This is a genomic window from Kribbella qitaiheensis (genome assembly GCF_014217565.1).
Taxonomy (GTDB): Bacteria; Actinomycetota; Actinomycetes; order Propionibacteriales; family Kribbellaceae; genus Kribbella; species Kribbella qitaiheensis_A.
This window is the reverse complement of record NZ_CP043661.1, coordinates 1,195,226-1,208,992: the sequence shown is the minus strand read 5'-3', so window position 1 is coordinate 1,208,992 and position 13,767 is coordinate 1,195,226. Positions and strand designations below refer to the sequence as shown.

Below are 13,767 nucleotides of genomic sequence, written 5' to 3'. Positions count from 1 at the left end.
CAGCAACTGAAGGGCCCTACTTTCGCCAGTACTGCGGATAGGCGTCGGCTGTGTAGCGTTTGGTGGCGTGACTTGGAAGCGCGCGGGAGACCTGGGGCTGTGGGCCGTGCTCGGGTTGCTGGTGTTCGGCGAGTCCGGCGCCCGGGGCGATTCGCACTGGCTTCGCGCCGGCTGCCTCGCGATCCTGGCCGCGGCGATTCTGCTCCGCCGGGCCTATCCGCTGGTGGCGCTCGCGGTGGTCGGCGGCACGGAGATCGTGATCTTGGCGTTCTCGCTCGGATCCACGAGCGGAGTACCGATCGCTCTCGTTCCGGCGATCGTGCTGATGAGCTACCTCGCCGGTCGGCGGGAGAGCCAGCTGAGGTTCTTCCTGATCACAGTGAGCTGGGGTTTGGTCGGCCTGCTCGTTCTCGGCTTGAGCTTCCGGCGCGATGTCGCGGTGACGAGCACCGTACTCAGCTGGTTGCTGATGCTGCTTCTCGCTTTGCTGCTGGTCGTACTGCCGTGGTTGATCGGCCGGTACCGCGCACAGCAGGCGCAGCTCGCGTCGGCCGGTTGGGATCGGGCCGAGCGGATCGAGCGTGAGCATCAGCTCGAGATCGACCGGGAGAGACTCAGAGAGCGCTCCCGGATCGCCGAGGACATGCATGATTCGGTCGGCCACGAACTGAGTTTGATCGCGCTGCGGGCGGCCGCGCTCGAGATCGATGCCGACCTGCCCGAACGTCATCGCCGGGCCGCGGGCGAACTCCGCGAGGCCGCGGCGACGGCGACCGAGCGGCTGGGCGAGATCATCGGCGTACTACGAGACGCCGACGCCGATGCACCCGTCATCCCGGCCAGCGAATCGGTGGCGGACCTGGTCGACCGAGCCGCTGCCTCGGGGCTCGCCGTACGGCTGGTACTGCGTGGCGGCGGCGAGCTGAGCCCGATGGTGGATCGTGCTGTCCACCGAGTCGTGCAGGAGTCCCTCACCAACGCCAGCAAACACGCCCCCGGCGCCGCGGTGACCGTCACCATCACCCACGAACCCGCAGCCAAAGCAGAGGTTTGTGGTGCCGGGGCCGGTGGGGCGTGGGGTGGGCTGGAGGGTGGTGAGGCGCCGATCAGGGTCAGCGAGGCGGGTGGCGTGCGGGCTGGGGTGGGGGTTGGCGGGGCGCCGATCGGTGTTGGGGAAGTGGTGGTGCGGGTTGTTGACGGTGGGGCCGCGAGAGAAAAGGGGGAGGTGGTTTCTTCCGGTCGGGGGTTGGAAGGTTTGCGGGAGCGGGTTCGGCTAGTTGGTGGGTCGTTGAGCGCAGGACCTCGGACCGACGGTGGGTTCGAGGTGGTGGCGCGGATTCCGGCTGGTGGTGGGACGCCGGAACGGGCGGGAGACGATCGGGGTGGGTTCTCGGGGTCGTCCATCGGCGCGGCCGATGAGCGGGATTCCGGACGGCGTCGGGCTCGGCGGGGGTTGATCACGGCGGTCGCCGCGCCGCTGGCAGTGGGCGCGGTGGTCGGAGTGATTGCCCTCGGCTACTACTTGGTGGCGGGCTACAGCTCGATCCTCAAGCCTGCGCAGTACGAGACGATCGAGCTCGGGCAGACCGTCGGCGAGGTGGAGAAGGTGCTGCCCGCGATGCAGATGGCCGACCCGCCGACCGGGCGGCTGCCCGAGCAGGCCGGGTGGAAGTGCCGGTACTACCGGCCGGACGTACCGTTCGGCGTCACTATGCCTACCGGCTCTGCTTCCACGACGGCCGGCTGGTCGCGAAGGACGTAGTACAGACAGGCTCTAGACCGCCCACACCCGAGGGCACGCCGACGGTGGGAGGCACTCGATGATCAGGGTGTTGCTGGCTGATGACGAGGCGCTGGTCCGGGCCGGGGTGCGGGCGATTCTCGGGTCGGACGATTCGATCGAGGTGGTCGCCGAGGCGGCTGACGGGATCGAAGCAGTCGAGGCTGTACGCCGGTACCGGCCGGACGTCGCCGTACTGGACATCCGGATGCCGAGGATGGACGGGCTCGCGGCCGGGGCCGAGATCAAGCGGACGTCGCCCGATACGGCGGTGGTGATGTTGACGACGTTCTCCGAAGACGCGTACATCGCGAAGGCGCTGGGAGACGGTGCGAACGGGTTCCTGCTCAAGTCAGGTGATCCGCGGGAGTTGATCGCGGGGTTGAAGGCGGTTGCCGGGGGCGCTGCGTACCTTTCACCCAAGATCGCCCAGCGAGTCATCGCCGAGCTCGCGTCCGGGGCGGGCGGCGGCCGGATGGTTCGCGCTGCCGCTGCCAAGGACCAGGTCGACGCGTTGACTCCCCGCGAACGCGAGGTGCTCACCCTGGTCGGCGCCGGCCTGTCGAACGCGGAGATCGCCGGGCGGCTCTACCTGGTCGAAGGCACGGTCAAGGCCTACGTCAGCGCGGTACTCAGCCGGCTGGGTGTGAAGAACCGCGTCCAGGCCGCGATCGTCGCCTACGAGGCCGGCCTGGTCGCCTGATCCGTCAACCGCTGCCGAAACAGGACTGTCCCTTGGCTGGGGAGTTGGAGGTGTGGGGGCGGGAACGGTGGGCAAAGGATGGGAGTCGGGCGGGCGACGCTCCGGCGGGTGACATCGTGTGGACACCACGTCATGGGATAGTGGGACCCTCCGGGCGGACCCAGCCTGGGACGTATCCGCAAACCCGGGAGCGGCAGCCCCGCCCCCTCTCACAGAATCGGGGGATCGAGGTCGTGACCGACTCGCACAACTCCGGACAGCACAAGGACCGGGAAGCAGCAGCCGCCGAGGTCCGGAGGATGTGGCAGCCGACTCCGTCCTGGTCCCAGCCGGACCCGAACGCCCTGCCGGCGCCCGAGCCCGAATCGGTCGACGAGGACGTCGCCGCGGACGAGCAGCCGGACGCGCTCTCGCAGGATTTCCCGGCCGACTCCTGGTCCCAGCCCGCAGCAGCTCAAAACCCGCAGGCCGAGCCGTGGAAGGCCAAGCAGCCGGAGCCTGCCCAGGCCGAGGCGTGGAGTGCCAAGCAGGCTGAGCCCAGTCAAGCCGAGCCGTGGAGCTCGAAGCAGGCGGAGCCGGCCCGGGCCGAGCCGTGGAGCTCGAAGCAGGCCGAGCCGAGCCAAGCCGAGTCGTGGAGCGCCAAGCAGGCCGAGCAATCGCAGGACGCCCCGACTGACCCGTGGAGGGCCGCGAAGCCTGTCAACCCGGCTCCGGCCGACCCGTGGAGCACGCCGGCCGCGGCAGGCGATCCGTGGAAGCAGGCCCCCGCAGAGAGCGAAGCTCCGCCACAGCAGGGTGGATCCGGACTCTCTCCGGCCGCGCAGCACTTCTTCCCGCAGGGCATCCCCGGCCAGCACCCACCGCAGCCCGAGCGGCAGGTCTCGTACCGCGCCGACGAGCTGCTGCAGGCGCTGCCGTTGCCTCGTGAAGCTCCGGCGGAGAAGGGTGTCCGGAGCGTCTTGCGACTGCGCCCCGGCACGTCCGAGCGCAGCGAGCGGATCGCGCGTGCGACCGCGGCGACCGCTTTCCGCCGCCCGGTGACCATCACGGTCGCCAACCCCAAGGGTGGTTCCGGCAAGACGCCGACCACCCTGCTGCTCGCCGGTGCACTCGGTCAGGCTCGCGGTGGCGGTGTCGTGGCCTGGGACAACAACGAGCTTCGCGGCAACATGCACCTGCGCACGCACGACACCAACGCCAGGTCCACTGTCACCGACCTGCTGCAGGCGATGACGATGCTCACTCAGCCGGATGCCCGGCTCGGCGACGTCGGCGCGTACCTGCGGCACCAGGTGTCCGGCCAGTACGACGTACTGACGTCCGCGACCACGACGTACGCGCAGATCGAGGCCAAGGACTTCGACCAGATCCACCGGCTGCTGAGCCGCTTCTACAAGGTGCTGGTGATCGACACCGGCAACAACGAGGGCTCCAGCAACTGGCGCGAGGCGATGAAGGCGTCGGACGTCCTCGTCATCCCGATCAAGTGGAAGAGCCTGTCCTGCGCTGCCGCCGTGCAGATGCTGGAGGAGCTCGACCACCAGGGGCCCCGGACGCGCAGCGGCTGATCCGGCGCGCGGTGATCGCGGTCAGCAACGGCCCCGGCGACGTGAACAAGGACGTCGAGAAGCAACTGCGCCCGTACTTCGAGTCGCGGGCCGCGGCCGTCATCGACATCCCGACCGACCAGCACATCGCCGCCGAGGGTCCGCTCGACCACTCGGCGCTCCAGCCGGCCACCCGCCGGGCGGCTCTGGACCTCGCGGCGAAGGTCGCCGAGCAGGTCACGATCGCGCTGAACGTCCCGCGCTGACGTAGTACCCGCACGAACCGCAGGGGGTGGCTGACAAAGCCACCCCCTGCGGTCGTACAAACTGGTCAGGCGTCTCGTCGGGCCAAGACCTTTGTGCCGATCCAGAGGCCTCCGAGCGCCCAGAGGATCAGTACGGCGAGGCTCAGGGGCGGGGTGAGTGGGTCGGTGCTGCCGGAGAGGAAGTTCTGGCCGGCACCACCGGGGAGTAGCGCGGCCAGCCAGACGAGTGCCCGGATGCTGCTCTGCGCGAGCATCAGCGGGATCATCATCAGCACCAGGAACGCCGCTGTCAGGGTCCCCGCCGTACTGCGGATCAAGAACGCGATGCCGGCGGTGAAGATCCCGGCCAGCGTCAGGTAGGTCGCGATCGACAGCAGATCGACGACCAGGGTGGCCGCATCCCAATCAGCCCAGTGGCCCATCGCTAGCCCACCCGAGACGGTCGCGAGCAGGCCGACCAGGAGCCCGTACCCGAACAGCACTGGCGCGAGCACAGTCGCCTTGGCGAGCACCACGTTCCGTCGTACGGGTGTCCATTGGACCGTCGAGCGGATGCTGCCGGTCGAGTACTCCGAGGTCACGGGCAGCATCGCGAAAGCAGCGATGACCACTTGCAGGATCAGCACCGAGCTGACGCCGACGCCACCGACCGCGGTCTGGCCGGGCACGTCGCCCAGCGGCTGGTGGGCGTTGTCGTAGGCAGTTGAGAAGCCGAACTGGATTCCGAGCAGCACAGTCAGTACTGCGCCGCCGACGAGGTTCAGCCAGGTCGACCGGACCGTCCACAGCTTGGTCCATTCGGACGCGATCGCTCCGGTCAGACCGCTCGACCTCTGCTTGACCGTGATGGTTGCCGTGCTCATCATTCTCCTGCCTTGACCAACTCGGGCTCAGTCTCAAGCTGAGGTTCAGGGGTACGCCGGATGCGGCGCCGATGCCGGATGACTTCCACGAGCACCGTCACGGCGAGCGCGAGACCGATGCCCAGCGCGACGCCCTTGAGCGGGTTGTCCTCGAACGCCTTGCCGCCGATGTAGCCGACCAGCGAGCAGTAGGCGCCCCAGGAGACGGCCGCGAGTGCAGCGAAGAAGGAGAAGTGGCGCAGTGGGTAGCGGACCGCGCCCATCGTCAGCGTGACGGCGGTGCGTCCACCTGGCACGTACCGCGCGACGACCAGGACCAGACCGCCGCGTTCTTCGAGTGCTTTCCGGGACCAGGCGACCATCGCGTACCGCTTGGTGCCCGGTTTGGCACGGTCCATCAGCCGTCCACCCGCGCCGCGGCCGAAGGCGTACGAGACATGGTCGCCGACGAAGGCGCCGGCGGCGGCCATCGCGATCACGCCGTACAGGTTGGGTCCGCCGGTCGCGGCGAAGACGCCGGCCATCACGACCAGGGTCTCGCTCGGGATGGCCGGGAAGAATCCGTCGAGAGCCGCGAAGCCGAACAGGGTGGCGTAGATCCACCAGGACGACATCAGGTCCTCCGCGAAGTGCAGGATCGCGTCCGTCACGACGCCACCGCCACGCCGTACTGGACGCTGTCGGCGGTGAGCTCCATATAGGCCTCTTCGAGCGAAGCCTGCTTGGTCCGAAGCTCGTGCAAGCGGATCCCGAGTTCATGGGCCAGATCGCCGACCCGCTCAGCCGGTACGCCGGTGACGATCAACTCGTCGGCGGACGAGTCGACCTGATCCGCTTCGCCGGCCAACCGCTCCCGCAGTACTGCGAGGTCCGTGGGCACCGGGATGCGGATATGCACCGCGCTCCGGGACGAGCCCGCGATCACCGTGCTGATCGGGGCGTCGGCGATGAGCCGGCCCCGGCCGATCACCACCAACTGGTCGGCCGTCAGCTGCATCTCGCTCATCAGATGACTGGACACGAAGACGGTCCGGCCCTCGCCGGCCAATGAGCGGATCAGATCGCGGACCCAGCGGACCCCATCCGGGTCGAGGCCGTTCACCGGCTCGTCGAACATCAGGATCTCGGGATCGCCGAGCAGTGCGCCGGCGATGCCGAGTCGCTGGCCCATCCCGAGCGAGTACTGACCGGCGCGCTTCCTTTCGACCGAGTCGAGGCCGACGGCCGAGATCACCTCGTCCACCCGGCTGACCGGGAGGCCGTTGCTGCGCGCCATCGCGATCAGGTGGTTGCGGGCGCTGCGGCGCGGATGCAGGGCTTTCGCGTCCAGCAAGGCTCCGACCTTGAGCAACGGCACCGGCCACTCGGCGTACGGGCGGCCGTCGACGAGCGCGGGCCCCGGCGGTGGGGGAGTCAAGGCCGAGGATCATCCGCATCGTGGTGGACTTGCCGGCGCCGTTCGGGCCGAGGAAGCCGGTCACCCGGCCGGGCGCGACGGTGAGGTCGAGAGCGTCGACGGCGGTGGTTTCGCCGTACCGCTTGGTGAGTCCTTCGAGGCTGATCACGAGGGCCCTTCCCTGGTTCGTAGTGTGGTTACGAACCTAGGAATCGCCAGGGGGTCGCACATCGGACTTCAGGCGGCACCGACCCCCGACTTTCGTCAGGTCCGGTGTCATCCGACGGGCCTGTGGATGGGGCGTCGGGGCGGGGCGGCGGAATGGATACCATCTGCGGTGTGACGGCCTGCAGTGGGCCGGCCTACCCGAGGAGTGAACGTGCCGGAAGTCAAGGTCCATCTGGTCGGCGTCGAGGGCGAGGCTGAGCGGAGTGTGACCGAGACGACGACGATCGGGGAGCTGTTCGCCGAGCTCTTCGGTCAGGATCGCTCCGCCATCGCCGCCAAGGTCAACGGCGAGCTGCGCGACCTCGCCAAGGTGGTCGAGGACGGTGACGAGATCGAGCCGGTGAAGAGCGACTCGGCCGACGGTCTCGCGATCATCCGGCACTCGACCGCGCACGTGCTGGCCCAGGCGGTGCAGGAGCTGTTCCCGGACGCGAAGCTGGGCATCGGCCCGCCGGTCGAGAACGGCTTCTACTACGACTTCGACGTGGCCACGCCGTTCACGCCGGACGACCTGACCAAGCTCGAGAAGAAGATGCAGCAGATCATCAAGGAGCGGCAGCGGTTCAGCCGCCGGGTGGTCTCCGACGACGACGCGCGCGCCGAGCTGGCCGCCGAGCCGTACAAGCTCGAGCTGATCGGGATCAAGGGCTCGGCCTCGGCCGACGCCGCCGAGGGTGCTTCGGTCGAGGTCGGCGCCGGTGAGCTGACGATCTACGACAACATCCGGCGCGACGACACCGTCGCCTGGAAGGACCTCTGTCGCGGCCCACACGTCCCGGCCACCGGCTATCTGGGCAACTTCAAGCTGATGCGCGTCGCCGCGGCGTACTGGCGGGGCAGCGAGAAGAACCAGCAACTGCAGCGCATCTACGGCACCGCCTGGGACAGCCGCGACGCGCTGAAGGCGTATCTCGCGCACCTGGAAGAGGCCGCCAAGCGCGACCACCGCAAGCTGGGCACCGAGCTCGACCTGTTCAGCTTCCCCGACGAGATCGGCTCCGGCCTCGCCGTCTTCCATCCGAAGGGCGGCGTCCTCCGCAAGGTGATGGAGGACTACTCCCGCCAGCGGCACGTCGAGGACGGCTACGAGTTCGTCTACACGCCGCACATCACCAAGGCGCAGCTGTTCCAGACCTCGGGTCACCTGGACTGGTACGCCGACGGGATGTACCCGCCCATGCACCTGGACGAGGAGCGCGGGCCGGACGGCGAGATCCGCAAGCAGGGTCAGGACTACTACCTGAAGCCGATGAACTGCCCGATGCACAACCTGATCTTCGACTCGCGCGGCCGGTCGTACCGCGAGCTGCCGATGCGGCTGTTCGAGTTCGGCACGGTGTACCGGCTGGAGAAGTCCGGCGTCATCCACGGGATGACCCGGGCCCGCGGCTTCACCCAGGACGACGCGCACATCTACTGCACCCGTGAGCAGATGCGCGACGAGCTCCGCGGCCTGCTGAACTTCGTGCTCGGCCTGCTGGCCGACTACGGGCTCGACGACTTCTACCTCGAGCTCTCGACCCGGAACCCGGAGAAGTCCGTCGGCTCCGACGAGGTCTGGGAGGAGGCGACCGAGACGCTGCGCGAGGTCGCCGAGGGCTCCGGGCCTGGAGCTGGTCCCCGACCCGGAGGGCGCCGCGTTCTACGGGCCGAAGATCTCCGTCCAGGCCCGCGACGCGATCGGCCGGACCTGGCAGATGTCGACGATCCAGCTGGACTTCAACCTGCCGGAGCGCTTCGAGCTCGAGTACACCGCCCCGGACGGCTCCCGGCAGCGCCCGGTGATGATCCACCGGGCCCTGTTCGGCTCGATCGAGCGGTTCGTCGCGGTGCTGACCGAGCACTACGCCGGGGTCTTCCCGCCGTGGCTCGCGCCGGTCCAGGTGATCGGCATCCCGATCACCGACGGCCACGTGGACTACCTGTACGAGGTGGCGGCGCAGCTCAAGGCCGAGGGGATCCGGATCGAGGTCGACGCTTCCGACGACCGGATGCAGAAGAAGATCCGGAACGCCCAGAAGGCGAAGGTGCCGTACATGCTGATCGCCGGTGACGAGGACATGGCCGCGGGCTCGGTCTCGTTCCGCTACCGCGACGGATCGCAGAAGAACGGCATCCCGATCGCCGACGCGGTCGCCGAGATCGTCGACACCGTCAAGAAGCGCGCCCAGGTATGACGGAAGGCCCGGTCCCGCCCGGCGCGGACGACCCAGGGGAGCCGGCTGCGTCGCCGTACGAGCCGGTGGAGTTGAGCGGGCAGGACGGGGTCGGGGCGCCGGATCCGTTCCTGCGGCTGTGGACGCCGCACCGGATGGCGTACATCGCGGGGGAGAACAAGCCGACCAGTACCGAGGCGGGGTCGGGGTGTCCGTTCTGCCGGATCCCGGGGTTGTCCGACGCCGACGGGCTGATCGCGGCGCGGGCGGGCGCGGCGTACGCGGTGCTGAACCTGTATCCGTACAACCCCGGTCACCTGATGGTCGTGCCGTACAGGCATGTCGCCGACTACACCGAGTTGACGCGGGCCGAGGTGGACGACGTGGCGAAGCTGACGCAGCAGGCGATGCGGGCGGTCCGGATCGTGTCGGCGGCGCACGGGTTCAACATCGGGATGAACCAGGGCGAGATCGCCGGCGCGGGCATCGCGGCGCACCTGCACCAGCATGTCGTGCCGAGGTGGGGCGGCGACACCAACTTCATGCCGGTCGTCGCCCAGACCAAGGTCCTCCCGCAACTCCTCTCCGACACCCGCGCCCTACTCGCCAAGTCCTGGCCGACGGACTGAACAACTGCCCGCCTTTTATCGGATGAAAAGGGGCAGGAGTGGGCCGACGATGCCTATCAGGGTGTCGAGGCTGACGGGGCGGGCGGGGGCGGTGAGGCCAGTCACGCGGACGACGCGGCGGCCTTCGCGGAAGACGAGTTCGCCCTGGTCGGGCAGGTAGTAGCCGGGCGCGCCGATGGGAGCGAAGGCCGGCGGGGGAGTCGTGGCCGCCTCCGGGATGGTGTCGGGGTAGAACGACTCGACGATCGACACGGTCGCGTCGAACGTCCCCCAGATGCAGGTCAACGCCCCCTTCACCCGATAGTCCCGCCGCAGCTGCACCTGCGCACCGACGAATCGCTCGGCCACCGACGTGGACACCTGGCAGGCCGAGTCCGCCTGCCGAGCACCACGCAGTACGGCCGGTACTGCGGCGCGCACCGCCCGGCCGATCGCGACCGCCTTGGCGCGATCGATCCCGGTCGCCGTACTGCGGTCGATCCCGCCCGGCGAAGTGATCCGGATCACCCGGTCGCCGGCCGCGAAGACCATGCGGGCGGCGCCGAGCCGCGCGTCCGGGCCGAGTTCGGGCACGGCCCGGTTGAGCCCGCTGGCAAGACGGCTGAGTGAATCGGGCTGCTTCGGGAGCGCGCTGATCCCGATCTGTACCGGTCGGTCGTCGAGCAGCAGCGTGCACAGATCGAGCGCAGGCAGGCCGGCGTCACTCCAGGCGAACGGTTTCGCAGTGACCTTGACGCCGAGTTCCTTGCCGAGGCCGGCGCTGATCGCAGTACAGACCTGCGGACCGGGTGCGCCCGCAGTGCCGTCGAGGCTCTCCGGTTGCGGTGGAGCGACCACCGTCGGCACCACCACCGGCGGCCGGCTCGATGGTGGCCGGGCCTGATCCGCCCTCCGCGCCACGGAGCAACCGGCGGTCGTCAGGAAGACGAGCAGGAGGGCGAGGAGGAGCCGTGCCGCGGCGGAACGTCGTACGGTCATTTCGCCTCCCAGTGAGGCAATGGTGCGCCTTCGGGGTGGCGCTGTCACCCGATCGTCCGGTGCCTGGTCTACGATCGCGTCGCCATGCTTAACAGATTCCGGCAGTTCTGGACCAAGGTGATCGCACCGATCGCCAACCTCTTGCTGAAGCTCGGCGTGAGCGCCGACGCGGTCACACTGGTCGGCACCATCGGTGTCTGCGCCGGTGCGCTGATCTTTTTCCCGCGCGGCCATATCTGGCTGGGTGCCGTGGTGATCACGTGTTTCGTCTTCTCCGATCTGATCGACGGCTACATGGCCCGCACCTCGGGTACGTCGTCGAAGTGGGGTTCGTACCTGGACTCCACGCTGGACCGGCTCGGCGACGGCGCGATCTTCGGCGGCCTCGTCCTGTACTACGCGGGCAGCGCGGGCCACTCCCGATGGATGGCCGCGGTCACCCTGTGGGCGCTGGTGATGGGCGCGACCACGTCGTACGCACGGGCCAAGGCCGAAAGCCTCGGGCTGAAGGCCAGCGGCGGACTCGCCGAGCGCTCGGACCGGCTGGTCGCCGTGCTCGTGATCGGCTTCTTCTCCGATGTGCTCAACCTGCCGATCCTGCTGAAGATCGTCCTTTGGGCACTCGCGGTCGCCAGCACGATCACGGTCATCCAGCGCACCCTGAACGTCCGCAAACAGGTCCTCGCCGACCCCGCCAACGCCGGCCTCGGCACGCCGCCCCCGCCACCAGGTGACGGCCAGTCGCCGCCGGCGACCCACTGAGCTGTGGATGCTCTGCGCCAGCGCGCTGTCGATCTGGCATTCGCGCTGGCCTGGACGCTCGTACGCCGGTTGCCCGAGTCGGTCGTCACCTGGCTGTTCAACCGTGTCGCCGCCTTCGTTGTGCGGCGGAACGGGCGGGGTGTGCAACAACTGCGCTCCAACCTGGCTGTAGTACGACCGAGTGCTGAGCCGGCGGAGCTGGATGCGCTGACCGCGGCCGGGATGCGCTCGTACCTGCGCTACTGGCAGGAGGCGTTCCGGCTGCCCGAGTGGGACGACGAGCGGATCGTCGGCCGGGTCCGGACCGTCAACGAGAAGCTGCTCCGCGACGCGCACGAGGTGGGCCGCGGTGTGATCTGCGCCCTCCCACACCTGGCGAACTACGACCACGCGGGCGCCTGGGCCGGACGGACCGGGATGCCGGTCTCGACGGTGGCCGAGCGGTTGCGGCCGGAGTCGCTGTTCGACCGGTTCGTCGCCTACCGGAAGAAGCTCGGCATGGAGGTGCTGGCGCTCACCGGCAGCGACGACCACGTGTTCGGCGTACTGGCGGAGCGCCTTCGCGCCGGCGGGTTCGTCTGCCTGGTGGCCGATCGGGACCTGTCGGAGCGCGGCGTACCGGTGGACTTCTTCGGCCGGAAGACCCGGATGCCGGCCGGCCCGGCCGCGTTGAGCGTCCGCACCGGCGCGCCGCTGATCCCGGCCACGCTGCACTACGACGGCCCTGACCTGGTGATCACCTTCCACGAGACGATCGAGCGGGGTGGTCCCGCGGCGATGACGCAGCGTTGCGCGGACGCCTTCGCCGAGGGGATCGCCGCCCACCCGCAGGACTGGCACATGCTGCAACGGATCTTCGTGGACTGATGCGGAGTGGACTGGTGAAGGTCGGTCTGGTCTGCCCATACTCCCTGGGTACGCCGGGGGGAGTGCAGAACCACGTTCGCGATCTCGCCGAGGCGCTGCTGTCGCGCGGCCACGAGGTGTCGGTGCTGGCCCCGGTCGACGAGGAGCATCCAGCGCCGCCGTACGTCGTGAGCGCGGGTCATGCCGTCGGCGTGCCCTACAACGGCTCGGTCGCGCGGGTGACCTTCGGCCCTCGTACTGCGGCCCGGGTCCGGGCGTGGCTTGCCGATGGCGCCTTCGATGTCGTCCACGTCCACGAGCCGACGACGCCGAGCGCCTCGATCATCGCGCTCTGGTCCGGCGACGGTCCCTTCGTCGCGACGTTCCACACTTGGCAGGTGCGATCGCGGGCAATGAGCGCGGCCGCGGGACTGCTGCGACCGGCGCTGGAGAAGCTCGACGCCCGGATCGCGGTGTCGGAGAACGCCCGCTCGATGATGGTCCAGCACATCGGCGGCGAGGCGGTGGTGATCCCGAACGGCCTCTACACCGCTCGCTTCCACGGCCGGCCGCGACCGGAGTGGCAAGGGGCCGACGGCACGATCAGCTTCCTCGGCCGGATGGACGAGCCGCGCAAGGGGCTGGCCGTCCTGCTCGCCGCCGTGCCTCACCTAGTCACCGAACGGCCGAACCTCCGCGTGCTAGTCGCGGGCGCGGGTCAGGCGGACGATGCGCGGCGGTCCCTGCCCGAGTTCTGCCGGGAGAACGTTCTGTTTCTCGGCGCGATCGACGATGTCGCCCGGGCGGACATGTTCGCCGGTTCCGATGTGTACGTCGCTCCGCACCTCGGCGGGGAGAGCTTCGGCATCGTGCTGCTGGAGGCGATGGCCTCCGGTGCGCCTGTCCTGGCGAGTGACCTGGCGGCCTTCCGACAGGTGCTCGATGGCGGCCGACTGGGGGAGTTGTTCGAGCCAGGCAACGCCGCAGCACTCGCCAACCAGGCCTCGCGGCTCCTCGGTTCACCCGACGAACGCGACAAGCTCCGCGAGGCCGGGCGCGCCGCAGTACGGCGGTATGACTGGGAAGTGCTGATCGGCGAGCTTGTGGCCGTCTACGAGTTGGTCGCTCGCCGCTAGCGGAGTTCTGCGGCCGTGCTGGCGATGGCGTCCAAGTCGCCGGGGGTCGGGTGCCAGGGGAGCTCGAGCGGGTCGTCCTTGTAGCGGGGGATGACGTGCAGATGGGTGTGGAACACGCTTTGCCAGGCGTCGGCGCCGATGCAGCTGAGTAGGTTCGCGCCGTCGGCGTCGAGACGCTCGATGACCCGGGAGATGAGCGACTGGGCCAGCAGGGTCGCCGCGGTGAGGTCTTCGGGTGCGCACTCCCGCAGATCCGTGGAGTGCGCCCGGGGGATCACCAGCAGATGTCCGCGAGTGGCCGGGCTGATGTCCATGAAGGCGATCGCCCGGTCGTTCGACGCCACCTGCTGCGAAGGAATGGTGCCCGCGACGATCCCGCAGAAAAGACAGTTCTCACTCATCCCGTCACCCTAAGGGCCGGTCAGGCTTCCCCGGAGACCGGGGACAATCGTGGTGTGGCTGGCCTAAGCTGCGTTC

At 69.1% G+C, this 13,767-nt stretch carries 13 protein-coding genes and 1 pseudogene; 9 read left to right on the top strand and 5 right to left on the bottom strand.

Annotation, left to right across the window (positions count from 1 at the left end; genetic code table 11):
* Positions 1 to 67 precede the first annotated feature (67 nt).
* The 4 genes from F1D05_RS42480 to F1D05_RS39790 all read left to right on the top strand — a co-directional run bounded on the left by F1D05_RS42480 (position 68) and on the right by F1D05_RS39790 (position 4,296).
* Entirely contained in the window at positions 68 to 1,762 is a 1,695-nt protein-coding gene (locus tag F1D05_RS42480) for a histidine kinase (RefSeq protein WP_428994998.1), read from the top strand.
* A gap of 58 nt (positions 1,763 to 1,820) precedes the next feature.
* A complete protein-coding gene (locus F1D05_RS05380) occupies positions 1,821 to 2,483 on the top strand; it encodes a response regulator (protein ID WP_185446282.1) in 663 nt (220 codons plus the stop codon).
* A gap of 233 nt (positions 2,484 to 2,716) precedes the next feature.
* Positions 2,717 to 4,051 carry a ParA family protein gene (locus F1D05_RS05375; RefSeq protein ID WP_246486447.1) on the top strand — a complete coding sequence of 445 codons (1,335 nt, stop codon included), beginning with the start codon at positions 2,717 to 2,719 and terminating at the stop codon, positions 4,049 to 4,051.
* Positions 4,052 to 4,062: 11 nt separating this feature from the next.
* Entirely contained in the window at positions 4,063 to 4,296 is a 234-nt protein-coding gene (locus F1D05_RS39790; protein ID WP_246486446.1) for a hypothetical protein, read from the top strand.
* A 65-nt stretch (positions 4,297 to 4,361) separates the two neighbouring features.
* Here the strand turns inward: F1D05_RS39790 and F1D05_RS05370 are convergent, their stop codons facing one another.
* Genes F1D05_RS05370 through F1D05_RS05360 form a run of 3 tightly spaced genes read right to left on the bottom strand, consistent with a single transcriptional unit; the run spans position 4,362 to position 6,576 of the window.
* Positions 4,362 to 5,159: an ABC transporter permease gene (locus tag F1D05_RS05370; RefSeq protein ID WP_185446281.1), complete on the bottom strand. Its 798-nt coding sequence runs from the start codon at positions 5,157 to 5,159 to the stop codon at positions 4,362 to 4,364.
* A complete protein-coding gene (locus tag F1D05_RS05365; protein ID WP_185446280.1) occupies positions 5,159 to 5,809 on the bottom strand; it encodes a DedA family protein in 651 nt (216 codons plus the stop codon). Before F1D05_RS05365 ends, F1D05_RS05370 begins: the two co-directional genes overlap by 1 nt.
* Positions 5,806 to 6,576, bottom strand: a complete 771-nt coding sequence (locus F1D05_RS05360; protein WP_428994997.1) for an ATP-binding cassette domain-containing protein — start codon at positions 6,574 to 6,576, stop codon at positions 5,806 to 5,808. Before F1D05_RS05360 ends, F1D05_RS05365 begins: the two co-directional genes overlap by 4 nt.
* 358 nt (positions 6,577 to 6,934) lie before the next feature.
* Between F1D05_RS05360 and thrS the strand changes: the two are divergent.
* Positions 6,935 to 8,960, top strand: a pseudogene (gene thrS / locus F1D05_RS05355) (threonine--tRNA ligase).
* On the top strand, positions 8,957 to 9,568 hold the full coding sequence (locus tag F1D05_RS05350; protein WP_185446279.1) for an HIT family protein: 612 nt from the start codon (positions 8,957 to 8,959) through the stop codon (positions 9,566 to 9,568). Before thrS ends, F1D05_RS05350 begins: the two are co-directional and overlap by 4 nt.
* Before the next feature lie 15 nt (positions 9,569 to 9,583).
* Here the strand turns inward: F1D05_RS05350 and F1D05_RS05345 are convergent, their stop codons facing one another.
* Positions 9,584 to 10,546, bottom strand: a complete 963-nt coding sequence (locus tag F1D05_RS05345; RefSeq protein ID WP_246486445.1) for a hypothetical protein — start codon at positions 10,544 to 10,546, stop codon at positions 9,584 to 9,586.
* A gap of 84 nt (positions 10,547 to 10,630) precedes the next feature.
* Between F1D05_RS05345 and pgsA the strand changes: the two genes are divergently transcribed.
* The 3 genes from pgsA to F1D05_RS05330 all read left to right on the top strand — a co-directional run bounded on the left by pgsA (position 10,631) and on the right by F1D05_RS05330 (position 13,290).
* Positions 10,631 to 11,308 carry a phosphatidylinositol phosphate synthase gene (gene pgsA, locus F1D05_RS05340; protein WP_185446278.1) on the top strand — a complete coding sequence of 226 codons (678 nt, stop codon included), beginning with the start codon at positions 10,631 to 10,633 and terminating at the stop codon, positions 11,306 to 11,308.
* Between the two features lie 3 nt (positions 11,309 to 11,311).
* Positions 11,312 to 12,175 (top strand): phosphatidylinositol mannoside acyltransferase, encoded by an 864-nt coding sequence (locus F1D05_RS05335; protein WP_185446277.1) that lies wholly within the window; start codon positions 11,312 to 11,314, stop codon positions 12,173 to 12,175.
* 62 nt (positions 12,176 to 12,237) lie between these two features.
* Positions 12,238 to 13,290, top strand: a complete 1,053-nt coding sequence (locus F1D05_RS05330; RefSeq protein WP_246486444.1) for a glycosyltransferase family 4 protein — start codon at positions 12,238 to 12,240, stop codon at positions 13,288 to 13,290.
* Here F1D05_RS05330 and F1D05_RS05325 read toward each other — a convergent pair.
* Positions 13,287 to 13,691: an HIT family protein gene (locus F1D05_RS05325; RefSeq protein ID WP_185446276.1), complete on the bottom strand. Its 405-nt coding sequence runs from the start codon at positions 13,689 to 13,691 to the stop codon at positions 13,287 to 13,289. The genes F1D05_RS05330 and F1D05_RS05325 overlap by 4 nt on opposite strands.
* Positions 13,692 to 13,767 lie beyond the last annotated feature (76 nt).